Origin of the sequence: Enterococcus sp. AZ095b (assembly GCF_051714725.1) — a bacterium.
GTDB lineage: Bacteria > Bacillota > Bacilli > Lactobacillales > Enterococcaceae > Enterococcus_B > Enterococcus_B pernyi.
This window is the reverse complement of the sequence record NZ_JBIOSL010000001.1, coordinates 294,361-316,546: the sequence shown is the minus strand read 5'-3', so window position 1 is coordinate 316,546 and position 22,186 is coordinate 294,361. Positions and strand designations below refer to the sequence as shown.

Genomic DNA, 22,186 nt, shown 5'->3' with positions numbered 1-22,186 from the left:
CGACCTAAGCTAGAATAGATGTCAAAGGAGTAAGTGAGATGATTGCACACAAAAGAGACGGACTCCATGTAGTTTAAGCAAATAAAAAAATTACATGGAGGAATCAAACATGACAAATATTTACGATGATCAACAATTTTTTGACCGATACAAAGAAATGCCTCGTAGCAAAAATGGCTTACAAGGTGCTGGAGAATGGCCAACGCTTGCATCTATCTTCCCCAATCTCCATGGTCAAACAGTCCTTGATCTTGGATGTGGCTATGGGTGGCACTGTCGTTACGCTGCTTCGCAAGGGGCAAAAAAAATCATTGGTGTCGACTTGTCTGAGAAGATGCTAGCAGAAGCTAGAGCTCGAACAAACGATACCACGATCAGTTATATGCAAGACGATATTTCAACGATCCGGTTTGCCAAAGACTCATTTGATTTCGTGTTCAGTTCTTTAGCTATCCATTATGTAGAAAATTGGGAACAACTCGTCCAGCATGTCCATCACTTCCTAAAACCGAATGGGCAATTTCTTTTTTCAGTTGAACATCCTATTTTCACAGCAGATGGTCGGCAAGACTGGATTTATACAGACAACGGTCAGATCATGCACTTTCCAGTTAATCATTATTTTGACGAAGGGGAGCGTGACACAAACTTCCTAGGATCTTCTGTAAAAAAATATCATCGAACGATTACAACTTATCTTGAGACATTATTGTCTAATGACTTTCAAATCAACCATGTGCTTGAACCAATGCCACCGTCACATATGTTAGATATGCCTGGTATGAAAGACGAATTAAGACGTCCGATGATGTTGATTATTTCTGTGACAAAGAGGTAGAGGCGAATCATCGATCCAAACATTCTTAGTCCATCTGCACAAATTTTATTAAGCGTCTGGAAATAGGGTGTCCCTATTTCCAGACCTTTTTCATCGACTAGAAAATGATTGATGCCCCTTCAAGCTTTCAATCACTTTCTATCACTGAGTTTTTGATTTCTTCTTGTTTCTTTTTAGCGAATTTAGCTAGTACCAATTTATAAGAAATCAAAATCATTTTCTCGATTTCCTCGTCTGACAATTCATCTTTGCCTAACATGATCGAATTCCAATGTTTCTTATTGGCATAGTAACCAGGTATAATGATCCCAGGGTACATCGTTCGTAATTCCTCGTTTTTTTCTGGAAAATGTTTTAACGTAATCAATGCTTTTTCATTCTCTTCTGGACTCATCATCCCAAACTGTTTACCATCCAAATCAAAATAAAGCGTTTCCCAATCTTCACGAAAATATACCCTAGCTCCTGGAAGGGTGTTCCCATATGCTTGGAATCGTTCGATCCTTTTTTGAATATCTGTTGTATTCATACGCTATCCTCCTATTCAAAAAAAATACTTACAAAAACTATACGTTGCTTTCTGAAAAATAGCAATGATAACAGTAGTAAAAAAAAAAACGGAAAGCAATCACTTGCTCTCCGTTTATTATTTCTTACGCGTTCAATGCGTCTTTTTTCATTTCTTGGATCGTTGCTACTTTAACGAATGGTAGATAGATCAGAATTGAAATCAGTAAGTTAACCGCAGATAACACTGCGCCTGAAAGACTGTTTGTTGCTAAAAATCCGCCGATCACTGGTGGTGTTACCCATGGTGGCATTACTGTCGCTGCTGGTACAAGTCCTGTTGATGTCGCAAAGTACGCAACAGTTACTAAAACCATTGGTGTTAAAATAAATGGAATAAACATCACTGGATTCAAAACGATTGGTAGACCAAACATTGTTGGTTCGTTGATATTGAATACTCCTGGTGCAATCGATAAGTTCGTTACGACCATATAAGGTTTGTTTCTACGTCCTACTAAATAGATCGCAATCAGTAATCCTAGTGTCGCACCTGTACCACCTAAATTGACAAAGCTGTCAAAAAAAGGTTTATTGACGATAAATGGTGCACTTTGACCGTTGGCAATCGCTTCGACGTTTGCTTGGATCGCTGGCGCATTGATGGTTTGCATCAATGGATCGACCATGTTTGCTCCATGTAATCCGAAGAACCAAAGGAACGGTGTAATAAATGCAAGCAATAATGCAGATGGGTAAGAGTTAGCAAGCCCCATAAATGGTTCTTGAACCACCGTGTAGAATGCGCCAACAATATCAGCAACACCGAATGCTGCAAAAATCGCAGCGATTAGTGCGAAAAATGAGATCGTGATCATTGCTGGTAATAATGACGCAAATGCTTTTGCTACTGCTGGTGGCACTCCGTCTGGCATTTTTATGATCAATTTTTCATTTCCACTTAAACGAACAAAAATCTCTGTTGAAATAATTCCGACAATAATTGCAATAAATAATCCGTTTGAACTCATACCTAAAGCGCCGCCTAGTGCGAAGAATGAACCTAATGAAATCACTCCAGCAGATACGCCATCTTTACGGTAACCGTTTGCTAAATGATAAGCTAATAAGAACGCAATCAAAACAGAAAGAATCGCAAACGTTCCGTTCCAAGCAGCCGCACCGAATCCTTTCCATGCTTCACCACCAAAAATCGAATTCATCAATTCTTGGAATCCAGGGATCGGCAAGTTATTGATCATTACAGCTAAAGCGCCTAAGATCATTAATGGCATACTGACCATAAAAGCGTCACGAATGGCCACTAAATGGCGTTGTGCACCGATTTTTGATGCGACTGGTATAAAGTGTTTCTCCATAAATGCTACAAAGCTATCCATATCTTTTCCTCTTTTCTCCTTTAAAAAACTTTTATTTAAGCATCTATACGACGGTATAGATCAATGATTTCTTTTGCTAAATCTGTAAACGCGATCGATGTCATCAAATGATCTTGACTATGAACGGTTAACAAAGTAACTTCCATGTGTTCCCCTTGTGCTTCTTGTGTTAATAACCCTGTTTGCGAATGATGCGCTTGAACCAATGATTCTTCTGCGTCTTTGATTTTTGCATCTGCTAATTCAAAGTCACCTTTTTTCGCAGCAGCAATCGCTTCCATTGCATCGCTTTTTGCGTTGCCACCGAACATGATCAAACCCATGATCGCTTCTAAATTTTTTTGATCTTCCATTTTCTTTCCTCTTTTTCTTGTTTTTATTTATTGATCAATGATTCTGCTTGTTCCAATACTTTTGCCCCGTTCATCATGCCATAGTCTTGCATGTTGATAACATCTAACGGAATCCCTTTTGGTGCTAGTTTTTCAGCAAATTGACTTTGCATGAAACGTACTTGTGGCCCTAATAATAAAACGTCTACATTTTTTGATTCTAGTTGGCTATCAGCTTCTGATGCTGAAACTGCAAAGATGTCCGCTTCTACACCTTTTTCTTCTGCTGCTTTTTGCATTTTTGTCACTAATAAACTTGTACTCATTCCTGCAGAGCAGACAAGCATGATTGTTCTTTTCTCCATTTTGAACACTTCCTTTTCTTCTTCTTACATTTTTATATAATGCAAGTATCGTGCCAACTTTGAAATCGCTTTACCACTTTGATATAAAAGGGTTTTCATGTTGTTTTTTATCAAACACACTCTAATTTTTCTATCGCACACTATTTTTAGTGTGCAAAAAAAGAATGGAACACCAGAAACTACCAAGTAAAAAGTAAGTCTGCTCCTCACTTGGTAGATTTCAATGATTGCTTGCTAGAATTAATCAACAAGTAGTTACTTCGTTGATTGATTTTTTGATTCAATCGCATCGATTCTTCTCATAAATTTCAATTCTTGTAACACTTCTATAGAAGTAACACGTTTTTTTGCCAAGACTTCAAATTTTTGTCGTTTGTAAGCCCATACGATTTTATCTAAAAAATCAGTATTTATAAACTGAAATTATTGAAAAAACCATTTTTTTAACTTTTGATCATCAACAGTTTGCTAACTATTGCATTGACCTTTTGCGTCTACATACTATTTGAACTAGAAAATGCGCGAATAAATGCCCATCAGACCATTCTCGAGTTTGTTGAACAGGTCAAAGAACAAAAAAATCGTTTGGAATAACTAACAGGACCATTCAAGTAAAAAAAGGGGATTGTTTTCTTGTATACCTGGGAAATGGTCAACTTCAAAAAAAGAAAGGGCCATATATCTTAATATGGCTGCTTTTATGTGTCGTTTTTACTTATTCACTTCATCGCTATCACTTTCGTCAAGTTACTGGAACATCAATTTAGCCAACGGCAATATTGTGATCGTAGACAAGTTTTCGGCACTCACACGTTATATCATCATCGCTATTCAGCGATCCTCTACGGATGAAATCATTAAAAGAATCATCGGAATCCCAGGAGATTCTATAAAAGTACATAACAATGAACTGACCTTGCATTTGGGAAACGAGCCACATTCTCCTACAGAGATTTTTTGGCTGAGTCCAGAAGTAGTTGCGCAAATGAACCATTCACAAAAAAAATAAGTGAGCTAACGCTAGAAACAGCGATAGTGTCAGAAAACAAAACAGGAACCGATAGCTACTCGTCCCCCGAATCTTTAATACAAACCGGAGAGGATAGACGTATTTTGTATGTTAAGGCTCTTTCTGCTGCGTCGGAAACGAATTTGAAACAAATAGAAAAGGAACAAAAAAGCAAGACGATAAAACCTTCACTTTAGAAGAACAAGAAGGTAAGCTATTGTACCAAGTAAAAATGAAGAAAAACAAGCTACGCCGTCTGTCTCTACATCACCTCTCAAACACAAGATATGATAGCATAAGCAAGAGGAGGTCGGAACAGAAGTATTCAGCCTCGATAAATAAGGCGCCAGCCACTAAAATTGTTCTACAAATTTTCGTGGCTGGCGCCTTATTTCCGAAGAGGTTACTTCTGTCCCTGCCGTTTATTCGGTTTTAGAATATGCATGAGGACTAATCCCCCAGACACGCTTGCTTTTGTTGTATCCACTTCAACGTGATTTTCTCACACGTTAATTTTCTGCCAAAATCGTTTCGATCGTTGCTAGTTCTTCTGGTGCAAAGACGAGATTATCTTTCATTTTGACACTTTCCTGCAACTGACTCAAACGGCTAGCACCGACTAAAACACTTGTCACTGATGGTTGTCGCACATTCCACGCCAATGCCATCTGAGCCAATGTTTGTCCTCTCGCTTCCGCCACTTCCTGTAACTGTGTAATTTTACGTAGTGTCGGTGCAATCTGTTCTTCTGAAAGAAAAGGGATTTCTTTTCGATGCGCACGTGATTCTTCAGGAATACCATGTAAGTAGCGATTCGTTAACAAGCCTTGTGCTAATGGACTAAACGTGATTGCACCTAGTCCATTTTCAACAAGGACAGGTGCTAAGTCCGTCTCAAGCAATTCTCTTGAGAACAGATTGTAACGCATTTGATGGATCACGAAGGGCGCATCTTTTTTGCGTAAAATTTCCGCCATTTTCTGCGTGTCCGCCCCATTGTAGTTAGAGATACCGATATAAAGGGCCTTTCCTTGTCGAACTAATTGCATCAATGCCTCTGCGGTTTCTTCCAAAGGCGTTTCAGGATCTGGACGATGATGATAGAAAATATCCACATAGTCCAAACCCATACGTTGCAAACTCTGGTCACAACTGGCAATGATCGACTTACGAGACCCCCAATTGCCGTAAGGCCCATCCCACATATAATAGCCTGCTTTACTAGAGATAATCAGTTCATCTCGATAGGGTTTGAGATCCTCTTTAAAAAGTCGTCCAAAGTTTGTTTCAGCTGCTCCAGCAGGTCCACCATAATTATTGGCTAGATCAAAATGGGTGATGCCTAAATCAAAAGCCCCCTTTAAAATTTCCCGCTGATTACTGATGGGATCATATTCCCCAAAATTTTGCCATAACCCTAAGGAAAGTAAAGGCAGTTTTAATCCAGATTGACCGCTTTTACGATACTCCATGTTTTCATAACGCGTTTTATCAGCTACATACATTTCATTCACTCCTTATTTTATGATTATCACAGAAGTCTTCCACTCCCAAAAAATAAAGAGTTACTTCTGGAATGCCGTTTTTCATTTTCAAGGATAGCAGATGACTACTGACCAAGATTTTTTAGCCATCTCTATTTCAAGTCCCCATAGATTACTTTCAAATTTATATCTCTTCAATAGAAAACGCTACCAAAATTATGTTGCTTGTTTTAGTTCTTCGCTTTTTTTCCCCAATTGGTAGTCATTTTTTGCAAAAATGCTAATTGACGACGAGTTTGTTTTATTTTTTTGTAACGTTTTGGTTGCTTCCGATAAAATTGCTGATGGTAATTTTCTGCCGGCCAAAAAGCTGTCGCTGGTAAAATAGCCGTAACTATCGGTTTTCTGTAGCGACCTGATGCGCTTAATGCTTGTTTCGACGCTTCAGCAGTTTTTTGTTGCTCTTCATTTTGAACAAAAATGATTGGACGATATTGTTCTCCGCGGTCTTGGAATTGTCCAAATTCATCCGTCGGGTCCGTTACTTGCCAGTAAATCTCGACTAGCTCTTGATAACTGATCAATCGCTTATCAAATATGATCTCCACTGCTTCCACATGACCGGTATAGCCGCCACTGACTTGGTCATAATTAGGGGAATCAAACTGCCCGCCTGTGTATCCAGACATCACAGAAATAATTCCTGCTTTTTTCTCAAAAGGCTCTACCATACACCAAAAACAACCGCCAGCAAACACTGCTCGTTCTTGAACTGTCGGATCTGTCAGTTCGTGTTTAGAAAAATCATACCGCGCTTCCCCTAACGGATCGCCGACCATTTGCAAATAGAAATCCATGACATCTGGAGTTAGATTTTGTCGTAAAGCCAATGGTCGCAAAGAAACTTCCAACTTTTCAAGTACCTCTTTTAGAGAAACAGAAGTTGCTAACTCTTCTTTCGCTGTCATTAGTTGTTGTCGCTCCCAGTCTCGCGTGTTTGGGTTTAAAATCAAATTGTAGAGAGTGGTGATTTCTTCCTCTTTCTTCATCGGGTCTCCCCCTCCCAAAGTGTCCACTGCCGATCCAAGGAAACAGGAAAAAGCTGAGATTGCTTTTCCCCTATTTTCTTTGAATCATTTAACATCCCTTAATAATACACTTCATCTAGAAAAAGCGCATGTGCGGGAACTGTCTCGCCTGCTTGCTGTCTGACTTTCGTTTCAAAAATCGTATCGATCAAAGATAAATCAGCTTTACCTGAACCAATATCTAAAATCGTTCCCATTAAGATCCGTACCATTTTATACAAAAAACCATCCCCTACAAATGTAAAATGAAGCATATTACCTTCTTGTTGGACCGATAATTTTTCAATTGTACGTACTGTTGATTTTTTTGTTTTTTTCAATGCTGAAAATCCAATAAAATCATGTTTTCCTTCTAGTTTCCGACAAGCTTCTTCCATTTTCTCCAAATCAAGTGCCTTCGGATAATCAAAACTATGGTTTCTTTCAAACACTGTTGGAATTGGAGCATTCCAAACGTAGTAACTATATTTTTTCCCTTTTGCATTATATCTAGCATGAAAACGTTCAGGTACTTCTTCCACTTTTTTTACCACAATATCTCTTGGCAAATAACGATTAAGAAAATCCAGCATCTCCATTCGACTCATTGTACTAGCTGTTTTGAAATTAGCTACTTGACCTCTGGCGTGTGTTCCAGCGTCTGTTCGGCCAGAACCGATAATCTCAATCGTTTCCCCGGTCATTTGCGAAATGATCGCTTCGATTTTTCCTTGGATCGTTTTTTCATCATTACCAAGTCGCTGCCAACCAGAATATCTTTTTCCATCATATTCGATCGTTAATTTTATATTTCTCATGTATTCTCCTTCTATTGGATCAAATGATCCATTGTTTTCATTTAGTGTCAGTATAGCAGATAACACCATCTTCTTCTCAAAAAAAAACGCAATCCAGAGATTTCTCTGTTTTGCGTTTTTTTCTTTTATAATTTTGATCAACCTAAGAATTTGAAGACTTCTTCCCGGTCGTAAAGTTTCAAGACTTTTTCAAATACCAATTGCGTAAATAAAGCAGCCGCGACTGGTACGACGAACCAACAAATCAACACCATCACGATATTTAGTCCAGCATCTAATGAAGCAAGAGGGCCAACTAAACCTACGATCCCAAAGCCCGCAGAAGCTGGTGTTCCTGATACAGAGAAAAGTGCGACAGGTATCGCTGTGATAACCGCACTTACTAAACATGGAAGCAAGATGATCGGTTTACGGAATAAGTTCGGCATCATCATCTTCATCGCACCTAACGCAATCGCGATCGTGACACCTGATTTATTGACACGCCAAGAATTGACGATCAACACAAATGTTGTGGCTGCAACACCCATAGCAGCAGCTCCTGCAGAAACTCCATCCAATTGGATCGCTAAACCAATCGCAACTGTTGAAATCGGTGAAATGATCAAAAAGGCAAATGAACAACCGATCAAAATAGACATCAAAATAGGTTGCAATGTCGTAAAGTTATTGATACCTTCACCAATTGCAGAGGTGATCGCTGTCACATAAGGGAATAAATAAAACCCAACAAGACCTGCGCCCACACCGACTACGATTGGTGTCAATACGATTGCGACTGAGCCAAAGCGGTCACCGATCAATAGGATCAGACCAACAGCAATCGCTGCAGTGATCATCGTATTGATGATATCTCCTGTACCTGCCCCTACATATACTCCTGCTTCACCAAGGTCTGGCATAAAGCGGACAACACCAGAGCCGACAAATGCAGCCCCAGCTACTACCATCATTTGCATCGGATTAAACCCAAATTGTAACCCGATCAAACCACCAATGATCAACGGTGTCGCTAATTGGAAGATCACAGCTAGTTGTGCGATCGTCACAGCAACAGGATATTCACTGAAATACTTTAAAATAGCTCCTAAAACAGCATTTGGAATCAGTCCTACGATGATCCCTGTTGCTGTTCCAGCTAATACTTTGTTCAAAAAAATTCTTGGCGTTAATTTATTCGTCGTATCCATTTATTTGTTCCTCCTATTTCGCCTCTAAAATCTGTTCTTTTGCATGCACGAGCGCTGTCAAAAAGTCACAGTAAGGCGTAGCGATCCCGTATTTCTTTCCTTTACGTGAAATCGCACCGTTGATATAGTCGATTTCTGTCAAACGGTTGTTTTTGATCAAATCTTGATGCATTGATGGGAAGTGCATACCGATCGTTTCAGGATCAAAGCAAGTTTCACAGTGGGCGACTGCTTCTTCCACATCTAAATCAATATTTTCGGCTTTTGCTACTTGACCAAATTCATTTACGATAGCAACAACCATATCATGAGCTGTAGAAGTACGACCAAGTCCTGCCATATTCACGTCTAAAATCGTACATAAGCCGTTCATCGTGCCATTAACACAAGCTTTACGATAGATCGAGTAATGGATATTACTTGAATACTTCGCATTCAAACCAGAGTCAGCTAAAGTTTCTGCCAATTCTTTCGCAGCTTCTTCTTGACCGTCTCCTAAGTTTTGTAGTTCTACTGAACCACTACCGAATAATTTCACACGTCCAGGACCTTCTAAGCCTGCCGTCCACATTGTATTACCAATAAAAATATTTTTCATTGGTACAAATTTTTCAATAATATCTTCATGGCCGATTCCATTCAATAAACAAAGAACTTTTGTCTCATCTTTGATCATTGGACGGATATCTTCCAACATTTTTTCTAGTTGCATTGCTTTCGTGAATAAGACGATCAAATCAACTTTTTCTACGTCATTGATCTCTGATTGAAGAACGACTGGGATATCGACAACGATGTCCTCACCGTTAAAGTTAGCTTTCAATCCGTTTTCTTTGATCGCTTCTACATGGTCTTTCCAACCATCGATCAATGTCACGTCATTTCCACCTTTTTGCAACATGAGTCCAAACCGACTCCCCATTGCACCTGCACCAGCAATTGCTATCTTCATTTCTTAGTTCTCCCCCTTTAATTTGGTTATACGACGAATAAGCAAATAATTCCTCTCACGATCATTCAATCATTCACAATGTCCACTAGTTATGACTGATCATTCGCTTGAAAAACTATTTTACTTGACTCATTTTCCCATTTCCTTTGATTTATTTCAAATAGCCTGATTGATTACTCACAAACGTAAGCGTTATCTATCCATTTTAAGCCCTAGTAGATGGGTTGTCGTACGACACTAAGGAATATTATACACTAAAAACAACCCGTTTTTTTAATATAACCTCGATTATTTTTGTTAATTTTCAAATCAACTACGTTATATAACTAATCAGATACAATTGTGAACTACCACACGATCCGATCCAAAAAACAGGTTATCTGGTACTTTATAAACATATATTTCGCTAAAAAATCCTATTCCTCCTATTTGTTTTAAAAAAAAGCAGCTACCAGAAAGGATCACTGGCTTGCTGCTATTCATTACGCAATCTTGTCTATTTTTTTCAATCAGGGTGCCGCATCAATCGATTGATATGCACACCTAGATAGGTAACTTCCTCTTTCGTGATTTCCTGTTGGATCATTTTCTGGATATACTGCCTTACTTTGTCTGCATTTTCCATCGCCAATGGATACAAGGTACACATTTGCTGATATAGCCCATCATCTTGTCCATCCAGCATTTTATTCGCAAACAACCGTTCAACGAAAAAACGAACATGAGTAATAAAACGACTATAATGGATCGAGTCTGGAGCAATGTCGATTCGAATCGAATATTTTACTAAGTTGACGATGCCACCAATCATTTTCGCTTGCTTCATACTATCGGTTCCCTGACTTTCTTGAGACAATGAATTAATGACATGAAAGGCGATATTTGCCGCTTCTTCAATGGGTAACTCGACATCGGATTTTTCATTGAAGATCATTAGCGCTTGCTCCGCTGCTTGATATTCTTCCGGATAGTAATTCTTGATCTCCCAATATAACCGATTGGTGATGATGATTCCTTTGGCCATACGTTCAACTGAAAAATGTAAATGATCAGGTAATGTTAAATAAATACTAGAGTTTAACCGTTTCCCTAGTCGTTTCTCCATACTGGAGACCATTGCTTTCGTTAATTCAAAATAGGTCAAAGGAACCTCTTTGATCAAATCCAATAATTGCATGGCTTTGCCTTCATCATAGGGCAGATAGATCTCATCAATCGAATCATCCGAGATGATCTCACCGGGCTTTTTGCCAAAACCGATCCCTTTTCCTAAAGCAATCATTTTTTGCTGATTGCTGTCGATCAATACCACACTGGAGTTAAGCACCTTTAGTATTTTCCTCATGATATCCTCCTTCGCTCATGGTTACTCCTTGAGCGCATCGAACAGTTCCTTCACTCGATGGATCGACCGTTCGTTCCAATAACTTCTTTATACCAGTAAAATGAATCTTTACGCAAGCGATCATAACTTCCATTTCCTTCATCATCTGCATCTACATAAATGAATCCGTAACGTTTTGACATTTGAGAGGTTCCGGCACTGACTAAATCAATAGGTCCCCAACTTGTATACCCAATCAAATCAACCCCTTCATCGATGGCTGCTTTCATTGCTTTGAAATGTGCAGTAAAATAGGCGATTCGATAAGGATCATGGATTTCATCGTCAATCACTTCATCAAAAGCCCCCATGCCATTTTCAACGATCATCAAGGGTACTTGATAACGGTCATATAATTCTAGTAAAGAAATTTTCAAGCCTAAAGGATCAATTTGCCAGCCCCAATCTGTCGCTTCTAAATAAGGATTTTTAACACCCAAAACGGTATTCCCCGGTGTCCGCTCTGCCTTTGGATCTGCGGATTCACACATAGACATATAATAACTAAACGATAGGAAGTCTGCCGTATGTTCTTTCAATAATTCTTTATCACCAGGTAACATGTCGATCGTGATATGACGGTTGGCTAAGTCTTTCAAAACGAGTGGCGGATACGTACCTTTGACTTGAACATCCGCATAAAAATGATTGTTCATATTCTTTTTCAATGTTCGTTCCACATCTTCTGGTCGACTCGTCAACGGATAGGTCATCAATTTGGTCAACATACAACCAACTTGGCTACCAGGGATCTTTTCATGGCAATGTTTCGTTGCTAAAGCCCCTGCCACAAATTGATGATGTAACGCTTGATAGATAACCGCTTCGATTTTGTCTGGTTCGATCGTATCAGTCAAAATCCCGGCAGTCGTAAATGGATGTCTAAAAATACTATCCACTTCATTGAACGTCAACCAGTAATGAACGTACTCCCCAAATTCGTCAAAACAAGTATCTACAAATCGAACAAAGTCATCCACCACACTTCGTTGAATCCAACCGTTGCCTTTCATCGCTAATGCTAATGGCATCTCATAATGAGACAAGGTCACAATCGGTTCGATTCCTAAGCGCTTCATTTCTTTAAAAACTTCTTTGTAAAATGAGACACCTTCAGGATTAGCTGTCTTTTCATCCCCGTTTGGAAAGAGTCGGGACCACGCAATCGACAAACGTAATGTAGTAAACCCCATTTCTGCAAATAAAGCTAAATCCTCTTTGTAACGATGATAGAAATCGACCCCTCGTCGTTTAGGGAACCACTTGTCTGTAGGGTCGGCTATTGCTTCTTCTACTTTTTCGATTGTCACCCCTACATGGGCTGCGTAATCTTTGTTGTCTACATTAGGTTTATAAGTTGCAACATCTGCCACAGATAGCCCTTTTCCACCAATATCCCATGCTCCTTCTACTTGGTTTGCTGCAATTGCACCTCCCCATAGAAATCCTTCGGGAAAACCTGTTTGTGTCATATCCATTTTTCTATTCCTCACTTTCATTTCTTCATTTTACTAAAGCAGAAATCATCAATAACTCAGTTTCGGGTGTCACTGATTGATTTTCTACTTGATGATCGATGTGATACTCCTTCTGATTGGTCACGACCACCACAACGACTGGATCAAATCCTGCTTGTTTGATTTTTTCAATATCAAACGCAAGCAAACGCTCGCCTGGTTGTACCATCTGACCTTCTTTAACAAAAGCCTGGAAGCCTTCACCTTGTAACTTGACTGTATCGATTCCTACATGAATCAGTAATTCTACTCCGCTCACCGTTCGTAAGCCGATGGCATGACCTGTCTCAAATAGCATGGTCACTTGTGCTTCTTCAGGAGAAAAAACAATACCTTCTTCTGGAATGACTCCGACACCTTCACCAACCATCCCACTAGAAAAGACATCATCTGGGACTGTTTCAAGAGGAATCACTTGACCTTTGACTGGGCTCACGATACCCCAAGTTCCTCCCCTACGACTCTCGTTCTCTTCTTGTGAAGTTGCTTCTTCTTGATCTTTAAAAAATACCAAGCCACCTACAAACGACACGACAAAAGAAAGAGCTGTACAGACAAATGCCCAGACAAGGTTCATCGGTTGATCTGCACTAGCAAACATCGTGATACTCGCAATCCCTGGTCCAACCAATGCGAAGGCTTCTAAAGCCATGATCCCGGCAAATATCCCGCCGATGAAACTAGAAACCATCACGATACTCAATACCCGTTTGTGTAAGATCGTGACCCCATATAATGCGGGTTCAGTGATACCAAATAAAGCTGAGATTCCTGCAGAAATCGCTGTTTGTCGCAATTTTGTATTTTTTGTCTTTAAACTTACGGCAAAACATGCACCAGATTCAGCGATATTATGTGCCAAAGAAGCCGGTAAATAGAGCATCTCTTTTCCTAACTCTCCCATTGAAGAAACAGCATAAGGAATCATCGCTTTGTGCATGCCAGTAACGACCATCAATGGTAGAACTGCGGCAAGTAAGCCTGTCGCTAACCAGCCTAATCGTTGATATAACTCGACGATCAAATACGAGAATGCGCTACCAACGTTATAGCCTAACGGTCCTAAAATCAGCAGTGCAACTGGGACAGTCACTAATAAAGCAACCATCGGAACAAAGAAAATACGAATCGGCTTCGGAGAAATTTTCGTGACATATTTTTCGACGATACTGTAAAACAACACCGTTAAGATTGCTGGGAAGACTTGAGAAGCATACGCAATATTTTCAATTGAGAACCCTAGAAAGGAGGTTCCGTCTGCTAGAAGGGTTGCCATTTCTGGTAAAAGCAAAGCACTCACTGCTGAAACAGCTACGATTTCATTGACTTTTAGCTTTCTTGCCGTCGTCATCGTAACTAAAATCGGTAAGAAGTAAAGAGGCGCTCCTCCGATCAAATTCAATAGCAGGTAAGTAGATGAGTTTGCATCCATCACACCCAATAAAGATAAGAGCAGTAAAAGTGATTTTAAGACACCGCCACCTGCAATCGCAGGGACCAACGGTTGAAAGACTGAAATGATAAAATCAAGTAAAATTGTTCCAATAGGTTTCTTTTCTTTGTTTATGTTCTGATCTGCCGAAATTTCTCCGATCAGTTTGGCTAATTCGTCATAAACTTCCACTACTTCATTCCCAATGATTACTTGGAATTGAGCATTGCTCCGAACACCAATGACCCCATCTAAGCGTTCTAACTCTTCACGATTTGTTTGTTTGACATCTTTCAACGTAAAACGAAGTCTAGTTGAACAATGTTCCAAATGAATGATATTTTCTTTTCCGCCAACGAATTGTAAAATATGCTTTGCTAAAGTTTGATAATCCATTTTTTCCACTCCTTCTTTCGTTTTTCTTTTTCGCTGCGCAGACAAAAAAGAAAAAAGCAGGCAAGACCATAAGAAATAACAACAAAGGATTCTTTGTGTGTCTTTCTTTAGGTCCTGCCTGCTTTACCAGTCACATGCCTGTTTTATTTACATTTACTATAACAAGTATTTTTTAAAATTGCAACCCCTTTCTTTTTATTCATTTAGCCACGGCTAAAAATCTCATAATCGATTTCATCGACTGATTTCGCCACGAGGATTGCTGAATACACATCAGAATTGACATTCAAAATCGTACGCAACATCCCTACCAACCATTCAACACCGCCAAAAATGGCAATACTTTCAATAGGTAACCCCATTTGCGGCACGATGATGGCTAAAGAAACGAGCCCCGCACCAGGAACTACCGCATTGGCTAAAGAAATAAAAGTGGCTAAAATCGCAAGATAGACCATGGTCGTCCATCGAAACTCTACTTGGTACATCTGGGCGATCGTGATCACCGTCAGTGCCATGTGCATTGCTGAGCCATTACTGTTCAATGACATTCCTAATGGTAAGACTAAGTGACTGATTCGCTTACTCAACCCTAATTTATGTTGTGTTTCTTCTAATTCGATTGGTAAAGTGATGGCTGAAGAAGTCGTTGCAAGTGCCATGATCGACATATTCTTCATATTCATGATCAATTTTAACGGATGTAATCGGCCGTATATACTGACAACAACTAACCATCCCAGTAAGAACAATACTGTAGCTAAGCTATACACCAGTAGATATTTTACCATTGGCAGAATGACTTGTGCGCCTAATTGGCTGATACTGCTACTCACCAAGGCAAATATCCCAATAGGGGCAAAATGCATCACATATTTGATGACTTGGATAATCACTTCGTTAAAATCAATGATTAGTTGAAACAACTTCGATTGGGGCTGTTTTTGTCCATATTGATTCAAGGCTAGGCCAAAAAAAATCGCGAAAACAATGATTTGGATAATCGAACCTTGCGTAAGGGATTCAAAAATATTTTTAGGCACAAACTGGAGAAACGTTTCTTGGATCGACAGCTCTTGCGCCTCGATCGTAGGACTTAATCGCTCTATATGTTCCATGCCAGATCCAGGCGTAAACAAAACAGCCAATAACACACCCCATAAAGCTGCCAATAAGGAGGAAATCCCAAAGATGAGCAAGGTGCGTGTCCCAATACTTGCTAATTCCTTCAAATCAATACTACCTAAAGCTTGAATGATCTGACCAAGAATCAATAATGGGATCGCCATCTGCATCAGTCGTAAAAATACTTCGCCAATCGGTTTTAACACAGACGCACTCATTGGCCAGAACATCCCTACCAAAATACCTAAAGCCAATGCAAGGCTAATTTGAATGATCATGGCATTTTTTTTCATCACTCGTTACCTCGTTTGTTGGATCACTGTTCCCGCACCTTCAGTCAAATGGTTCAATTTTTCAATGGAAGTAATGACTGCTTGACGTTTTGGATCACTTGCAACAAAACGGACCGCTGCCTCTACTTTTGGCAACATACTTCCAGCTGCAAAATGACCACCAGCTACGTATTCTTTTGCTTCTTCGGGAGTCATCGTCTCTAAGGCTTGTTCTTCTGGTTTTCCATAGTTGATATAGATATGCTCGACACCAGTTAAAATGATCAAACGATCGGCACCCACAGCGTCTGCCAATACGGCTGCTGAGAAATCTTTATCATTGACCGCTTCCACGCCTTGATAAAGCCCAGATGATTCAATTACTGGGATACCACCTCCACCTGCACAAATCGTGACAACATTAGCTGCTACTAACGCTTGAAGTGCTTCTTTTTCCACAATTTCTTTTGGTTGAGGAGATGCAACGACTTTACGATAACCACGTCCTGCATCTTCCACGTATGTTCCTTCATTTTTTTGTACCGATTTTTTTGCCTCCTCTTCTGTATAAAATGGTCCAATCGGTTTCGTTGGCTTCTGAAACGATGGATCATTCGGATCAACTAACACTTGTGTCACGATGGAAACGACCGGTTGGGTGATCCCATGTTGCGTAAACGCATTGGTTAACGCTTGTTGTAACCAATAGCCAATACTTCCTTGTGTCATTGCGACACATGTATCCAAGCTCATTGGAGGATTTTTTGCGCTTATTCCTGCTTGTTGCTGCAATAATAAATTGCCAACCTGCGGACCATTGCCATGACAAAGAATGACTTGTTCTCCTTGTTCAACAAAAGCTGCGATAGCTTCAGCCGCCTGTTCGACTATGGCTTTTTGTCCTTTATCGGTTGGATCAGTTTCTAAAATAGCATTCCCACCTAAAGCAATCACATTTAATCCCATGTCTTTCCTACACCTCTTTCTATTACTTCAGCGTTTGTGTACGATCCTCTTTTGCCAATAGGGCAAAGAGAATCAACCCGATGATCAACAAGACACAAGAGAGGTAAAAACCAACTTGCATCGAACCTGAAGTATCTGCTAAATAACCAGTAACGTAAGGAGCTAAAATCGATCCTGACATCCCGATAAAATTATACGCACTTAACGTCGTTCCTAAGGCTGCTCTTGGTGCATGTTTCGTGACAAACGTCACCATGATCGGGTCAAGTGCTAATTTCCCAGTCAATCCATAAAGAATCAGCACTGTGATCAATAAGGTACGATTGGTAACAAAAGCGATAGCAAAAACCGAAACGATTGCTAATGGAACCAAAACAAAGACTAGTTTCTTCGTCGCTCCTGTCTTATCATTGATCCGTGCAAAGAGTAAGGCGCCTGGTATCGATGCCCAAGGGACCAAAGAAGAAATAAAGCCAACACTCGCTCCAGTAAATCCACGTTCTGCAATCAAAAACTGCGGCAACCAAGTAAGAATCACAAAATTAGCATAAATGCTGGTAAAACATAAAATAAAGGCTGCTACTAAGTTACGATTTGTAAAAATCTGCTTCAAAGAAATTTTTTCTTTTGGACCTTCTTCCACTTCTGCTTCTTCACCCGGACGGATCACTTTTTCTTTCAACAATACATAAAACAAAATGCCGACAATCAATGTAGGAATCGCCATCAGATAAAATGGCTTGCTCCAATCATCCCCGTTTTCTAAGACCAATTTACTTGATAGAAGATAACCGCCTGATGTTCCAAAAGCCATACCACTATTAATGATGGCATTTCCAATCGTCCGTTTACTCTTTGGAATCGCTTCTGTCGACAAGGCAAACTGTGGACCGTAGTAAGCACCTTGCCCGATCCCAGCGATGGCACGAATCACTAAGAATAAAATAAACGTCGTGGCTAATCCGGTGAAGTATGTCGCTACTGCCAAAAGTAAAAATCCCACTGTGATGACTAACTTTCGTCCAATTTTGTCTCCGACGATCCCAAAAGGAATCTGAGCGATGGCATATGTCAGAAAGAAGATACTATTTGCTAAGCCTAATTGCGTATTGCTTAAACCGAATTCTTCCCCGACCACTCCCATGATCGGGTTAAAAATCGTTCGTGTGGCATACATCAAGATCCAACCAATAAAAAAGATTGCTACTACTTTGATCCAGTAAGTATCACTGACTCTTACTGCTTGTTTTTGTTTACTCGCTTCCATGTTTCACCCTCACTTTCTTCTCCTTCGATTGCTTGTAGCGCCAACCAAATACCAAAAGCTAGATCCTTTCCCGAAGAATGACCAATTCTCATGATTTTCTCTAACTGTTCTTCTATTTTCTCCTCTTGGTTTTGTGCTAAGTCTGAAAATAATTGATACACTAGTGAATTGGCGTACCCCTTTGTCGCACAAGTTAGATATGCTTGGCTGATTGCAGTCGTTGCCGTTTGGGCTTCTCCCAGAGCAACCGCTAGCGCGATTCCTCTGGGATCTGAAACAGTCCCTAAAACAAGCTGATAACCCATCAATAGGTCATCACCACTAGGCGTCAACCCTTTGCCTCTGCCTAAAAGATAACCAACGACTTCTTGCCATTCAGTTGTCGTCCACTCTCTGTTTGGTTGTGCCATTCGAGCAAACAGCGTGGATGCACGTTTATCTACCGGTAACCCGATTTTTGTCTGCCAGTTTTTTTCAGCCAAAAATGGTTTCAATAAAAGTAGTTGTTTTTTCGATAGCCCTAACGTGAAGACGTTGAGAGGAACCAGCCGACACGGTTTTAATGTCACTTGTCTGACACTTGAAATACTGTAAATCGTCAATACATCATCACTTATTTTTACACGATTTCCTGTTTGAAGAGCCGAAGCAAGTGTGTTAAATCGATCTTCAGGAAGATTGATACCAAAACTAGATAGATAGTCATGAAAACAGGCGATATTGATCAATTGTTGCTTGATTTCAACATTAAAGGAATGCTCAAATACGCTGTGGATCACACCTATTTTTCCAAATTGCAAAAGTGGAGATAAATACTCGCTCATTTGAATTTCTTGATTACTCAACGTTGATCCCTAGCTCCTTAGCATAGGCCTCTAAGGCTTGTTCAAAGCAAGCGAGTGGTGCCCGAACTGTACCTGCGCCAATTTGCCCCACTCCAGCATTTTTGTGCGCGATCCCAGTATTTATAACAGGAGTGATTGCTGTTTCCACCACTTTGCGAATATCGATTCCTAAGCAAGTTCCTTGAAAATCCCAAGTTGGTATCGAAAACGTTGGGTTATGCCCTTCGCAGATTTTCGCCATTTCATTTGAGGTTGCTAACGCATCTTCAAAACCACCTGCACCAACAAAACGGGTCACACCTGGTGCTGCGACCATGGCCATTCCACCTACACCGACAGTTTCAGTGATAGCACTATCGCCAATATCGGGATTACCATCTTCTTCATTGAATCCTGTAAAGTACAAGCCCTTTGGTGTATTTACAGGCGCTAGATGCCATGTATCGCCTGTTTCTGCGATTCGGACACCAAAATCGACACCATTACGTGTCATCGTTGTCACGATTGTTCCTTTAGTCCCTTGGCGCGCACCATCGACGATTGCTTTTCCCGTAGCCATCATGATATTCAAGAAAAATTGATCCGTATCTGCTAAGAACTTGATTACATCATATTTTTGTTCTTCAGGAATCTCCGTTTGAATGATCAATGGAGCGATCTCTTTCAGGAAATTCAAAGAAGCAGCAATATTTCTTTGATGGAATTCATCCCCCATCGTAATCGACCGGGCGATCAAAACATTTAGATTCAATCCTTCCTCGGTGAATGCCAATGCTTGATGGATTGTTGGTCCTAGTACTTCTTTGATCCAATCTAAGCGATCAACGACTTCTTGGGAATACGCACCAAAACGTAATACCTTACCGATACCTTCATTCAAGATACAGAAGGCTTGATTGCCTTCTTTCCGGTTTTCAACAATGAAGACCGGCATATCACCAGAAGTGATCCCTCCCATCGGTCCTACTGCTTGTACATGATGACAAGGAATGAATCGCACTTTATTTGCTTCAAAAAGTGCTAATGCTTCTTCTTCGTTTTCTGCCCAACGTTCGAATAACGCTGCACCTAGACACGCGCCTCGCATCGGTCCGGTCATCGCCTCCCAAGTGATTGGCGGGCCTGCATGCAATAGTGTTTTTTGCTTTGGATCATTTAATTCAGGAATCACCGTTTTTGCAGGGACCACATCGACCAGAAACGGCTGTGCGTTCTTGATTTTTTCTGTCACTTTCTGATTTTCCTCATCAATTTGCTCCTGATGCTCTTCCAACGCATCTAAAATTTTGATCATTTTCTTGTTACCGCTCGCGCGAGGCCGCCAATCCAACTGGACTGTTTGTCCACCATAGGTGACAATCGATTCGTTGAAGCTTTTCAAACCGACATTCACTACACGCGGTTTCGTCGTCAACAACTCCATGACTTGCTCACTCGGTTGTGGTACAGAAACTGTTTTTCCATCATATGCTAAGACTTCTTTATCTGCTTCAGACAATCTGATGCCTTTTAACAACAACGCCAGTTGAACCGCTTTAGCATTACTCTCTGCGACAAAAACACCTGCTTCTTTCAAACGTTCCACTGATTTTTGGTAGTCTTGTGGATCATTCTTCGTCCCACACACTGTCGCCACGAAATAAAGTTCACGTCCTGCTTTTTCCGCTTCTGACTGCACAGATTGGATCGTTGGTAACAATGCACCCACCATGTCTTCATGGGCACCATATCCTAAAACAATATCAAATAAGATGACGCCAGTTTCTTCTTCCTTGGCGTACTCTTCTATTTTATGGATCCGGACTTCCGGATCGATCATTGGATGTGGTTTACCTTGTGTATAACGATCATCTCCTAAATCAATCACTTCATACCCTTGAGATTTCAAGATATACCCATCTTCTTTGACCAGACCACCTAAATCTAATGCTTCTGAAATCAGCATGCCTGCTTCAGCTGCGAGCGTTCCTCCAGAATATAGCCCTTTGACGACTTTTTCTTTAGCAAGCGTCAAGACACCCGGCTGTTCTAGTGCTTCAAAGTAATTTTTTTTCACTGTTGCTTCGTTTGCTAAATCCACAGCGATACGGGCAGTTTCCTCTAACGTGTGTGCCAGATAGACTTTTCCTTCGTGATTCGTTGGTTTTTCTCCTAAAAATATAGCGACGACTGGTTTTGAAATACTCTGCAATAATTGCACTACCTCGTCACGTACCTCTTTTGCAGGTGGCTTAGAAATCACACAGATCACATCTGTTGGTTCATGGTTTTCAAGTGCCACGATTGCATCTTTGACCGTTATTGCTCCCACCTTGTCGCTCAAGTCACGACCACCGGTACCAATGGCATGAACCACACCTCCACCTAGACGATCAATGATTGTCGTCACTTCTTGGATACCCGTACCAGATGCACCAACTACGCCAATATTTCCAGGTGCGACAACATTCGTAAAAGCAATTGGGATACTCGATAAAATACCTGTCCCACAATCTGGCCCCATCATCAATAATCCTTTTTCATGCGCTAGTTTTTTCAGACGGACTTCATCTTCGATCGCAATATTATCCGTAAATGAAAAAACATGCAGATTATTCTTCAACGCACGTGCCATTTCTGCTGCGCCGTATTCCCCCGGAATACTAAACAAGGCGACATTTGCATCTGGTAATTGTTTCAATGCTTCTTTCCACGTGGTCACTGATTTATTCGGTTGTGCTGTCTCTTTTGCTGATAGATCCGCTAAAAAATCATCAATCATTGGCAGTACCTTTTCCATGATTGATTCATCCTCACTCTCTACCACGATCATTAAATCGTTCGCAGACGCAGTTTGTGCCTTTTCTGTTAAAAGTGACGTGTTATTCAAAATATCTTTATTAGCATCCGTTCCCATCATGATCTGGCTCATGTTGACTTCCTCAAGCGAATTGATTTGATTAGTCAATAGCATCAAGTTGATGGAATCTTGATAATTATTTGGTAAAACAACCGTTTCTAACATAATGCCCCTCCTTATT

General features: G+C 40.4%; 19 protein-coding genes. 2 read left to right on the top strand and 17 right to left on the bottom strand.

The features are described from left to right. Positions 1–109: 109 nt before the first annotated feature. Positions 110–838, top strand: coding sequence for a class I SAM-dependent methyltransferase (locus IGJ99_RS01525; RefSeq protein WP_349521031.1), 729 nt, complete (start codon positions 110–112; stop codon positions 836–838). 127 nt (positions 839–965) lie between these two features. Here the strand turns inward: IGJ99_RS01525 and IGJ99_RS01520 are convergent, their stop codons facing one another. From IGJ99_RS01520 to IGJ99_RS01505, 4 genes are all read right to left on the bottom strand, one after another. After that, positions 966–1,367, bottom strand: coding sequence for an MmcQ/YjbR family DNA-binding protein (locus IGJ99_RS01520; RefSeq protein WP_224434447.1), 402 nt, complete (start codon positions 1,365–1,367; stop codon positions 966–968). Between the two features lie 124 nt (positions 1,368–1,491). Beyond that, positions 1,492–2,745: a PTS sugar transporter subunit IIC gene (locus tag IGJ99_RS01515; RefSeq protein ID WP_019723248.1), complete on the bottom strand. Its 1,254-nt coding sequence runs from the start codon at positions 2,743–2,745 to the stop codon at positions 1,492–1,494. A 35-nt stretch (positions 2,746–2,780) separates the two neighbouring features. Beyond that, on the bottom strand, positions 2,781–3,098 hold the full coding sequence (locus tag IGJ99_RS01510; protein ID WP_010736486.1) for a PTS lactose/cellobiose transporter subunit IIA: 318 nt from the start codon (positions 3,096–3,098) through the stop codon (positions 2,781–2,783). 23 nt (positions 3,099–3,121) lie between these two features. Beyond that, on the bottom strand, positions 3,122–3,442 hold the full coding sequence (locus tag IGJ99_RS01505; RefSeq protein ID WP_010736487.1) for a PTS sugar transporter subunit IIB: 321 nt from the start codon (positions 3,440–3,442) through the stop codon (positions 3,122–3,124). Between the two features lie 688 nt (positions 3,443–4,130). On the opposite strand from IGJ99_RS01505, the gene IGJ99_RS01500 reads away from it, so the two are divergent. After that, complete coding sequence (locus IGJ99_RS01500; protein ID WP_349521026.1) at positions 4,131–4,451, top strand: S26 family signal peptidase; 321 nt, start codon at positions 4,131–4,133, stop codon at positions 4,449–4,451. Between the two features lie 509 nt (positions 4,452–4,960). Here the strand turns inward: IGJ99_RS01500 and IGJ99_RS01495 are convergent. The 13 genes from IGJ99_RS01495 to fdrA form a co-directional block, all read right to left on the bottom strand. Beyond that, positions 4,961–5,956, bottom strand: a complete 996-nt coding sequence (locus IGJ99_RS01495; RefSeq protein ID WP_349521024.1) for an aldo/keto reductase — start codon at positions 5,954–5,956, stop codon at positions 4,961–4,963. Between the two features lie 209 nt (positions 5,957–6,165). Beyond that, positions 6,166–6,984: a peptide-methionine (S)-S-oxide reductase MsrA gene (msrA, locus tag IGJ99_RS01490; protein WP_010736490.1), complete on the bottom strand. Its 819-nt coding sequence runs from the start codon at positions 6,982–6,984 to the stop codon at positions 6,166–6,168. A gap of 98 nt (positions 6,985–7,082) precedes the next feature. Continuing rightward, positions 7,083–7,820: a tRNA pseudouridine(38-40) synthase TruA gene (truA, locus tag IGJ99_RS01485; RefSeq protein ID WP_023519006.1), complete on the bottom strand. Its 738-nt coding sequence runs from the start codon at positions 7,818–7,820 to the stop codon at positions 7,083–7,085. A 137-nt stretch (positions 7,821–7,957) separates the two neighbouring features. Then, positions 7,958–9,010, bottom strand: a complete 1,053-nt coding sequence (locus IGJ99_RS01480; protein ID WP_375152029.1) for a PTS sugar transporter subunit IIC — start codon at positions 9,008–9,010, stop codon at positions 7,958–7,960. A 13-nt stretch (positions 9,011–9,023) separates the two neighbouring features. Continuing rightward, the gene (locus tag IGJ99_RS01475; protein WP_010736493.1) at positions 9,024–9,962 is read right to left on the bottom strand and encodes a 2-dehydropantoate 2-reductase; all 939 of its coding nucleotides are present in this window, start codon (positions 9,960–9,962) and stop codon (positions 9,024–9,026) included. A 505-nt stretch (positions 9,963–10,467) separates the two neighbouring features. Beyond that, positions 10,468–11,307 carry a PRD domain-containing protein gene (locus tag IGJ99_RS01470; protein WP_010736494.1) on the bottom strand — a complete coding sequence of 280 codons (840 nt, stop codon included), beginning with the start codon at positions 11,305–11,307 and terminating at the stop codon, positions 10,468–10,470. A 50-nt stretch (positions 11,308–11,357) separates the two neighbouring features. Next, positions 11,358–12,818 (bottom strand): glycoside hydrolase family 1 protein, encoded by a 1,461-nt coding sequence (locus tag IGJ99_RS01465; protein WP_034691653.1) that lies wholly within the window; start codon positions 12,816–12,818, stop codon positions 11,358–11,360. Between the two features lie 31 nt (positions 12,819–12,849). Beyond that, positions 12,850–14,691: a beta-glucoside-specific PTS transporter subunit IIABC gene (locus IGJ99_RS01460; RefSeq protein WP_438770477.1), complete on the bottom strand. Its 1,842-nt coding sequence runs from the start codon at positions 14,689–14,691 to the stop codon at positions 12,850–12,852. A gap of 203 nt (positions 14,692–14,894) precedes the next feature. Then, positions 14,895–16,109 (bottom strand): dicarboxylate/amino acid:cation symporter, encoded by a 1,215-nt coding sequence (locus tag IGJ99_RS01455; RefSeq protein WP_010736497.1) that lies wholly within the window; start codon positions 16,107–16,109, stop codon positions 14,895–14,897. Between the two features lie 6 nt (positions 16,110–16,115). After that, positions 16,116–17,054 carry a carbamate kinase gene (arcC, locus tag IGJ99_RS01450; RefSeq protein ID WP_062805817.1) on the bottom strand — a complete coding sequence of 313 codons (939 nt, stop codon included), beginning with the start codon at positions 17,052–17,054 and terminating at the stop codon, positions 16,116–16,118. 22 nt (positions 17,055–17,076) lie between these two features. Next, positions 17,077–18,321, bottom strand: a complete 1,245-nt coding sequence (locus tag IGJ99_RS01445; protein WP_023519001.1) for an MFS transporter — start codon at positions 18,319–18,321, stop codon at positions 17,077–17,079. After that, positions 18,291–19,166 (bottom strand): DUF2877 domain-containing protein, encoded by an 876-nt coding sequence (locus IGJ99_RS01440; RefSeq protein WP_010736500.1) that lies wholly within the window; start codon positions 19,164–19,166, stop codon positions 18,291–18,293. Before IGJ99_RS01440 ends, IGJ99_RS01445 begins: the two co-directional genes overlap by 31 nt. Beyond that, positions 19,159–22,170 (bottom strand): DUF1116 domain-containing protein, encoded by a 3,012-nt coding sequence (gene fdrA / locus IGJ99_RS01435; RefSeq protein ID WP_224434442.1) that lies wholly within the window; start codon positions 22,168–22,170, stop codon positions 19,159–19,161. Before fdrA ends, IGJ99_RS01440 begins: the two co-directional genes overlap by 8 nt. Positions 22,171–22,186 lie beyond the last annotated feature (16 nt).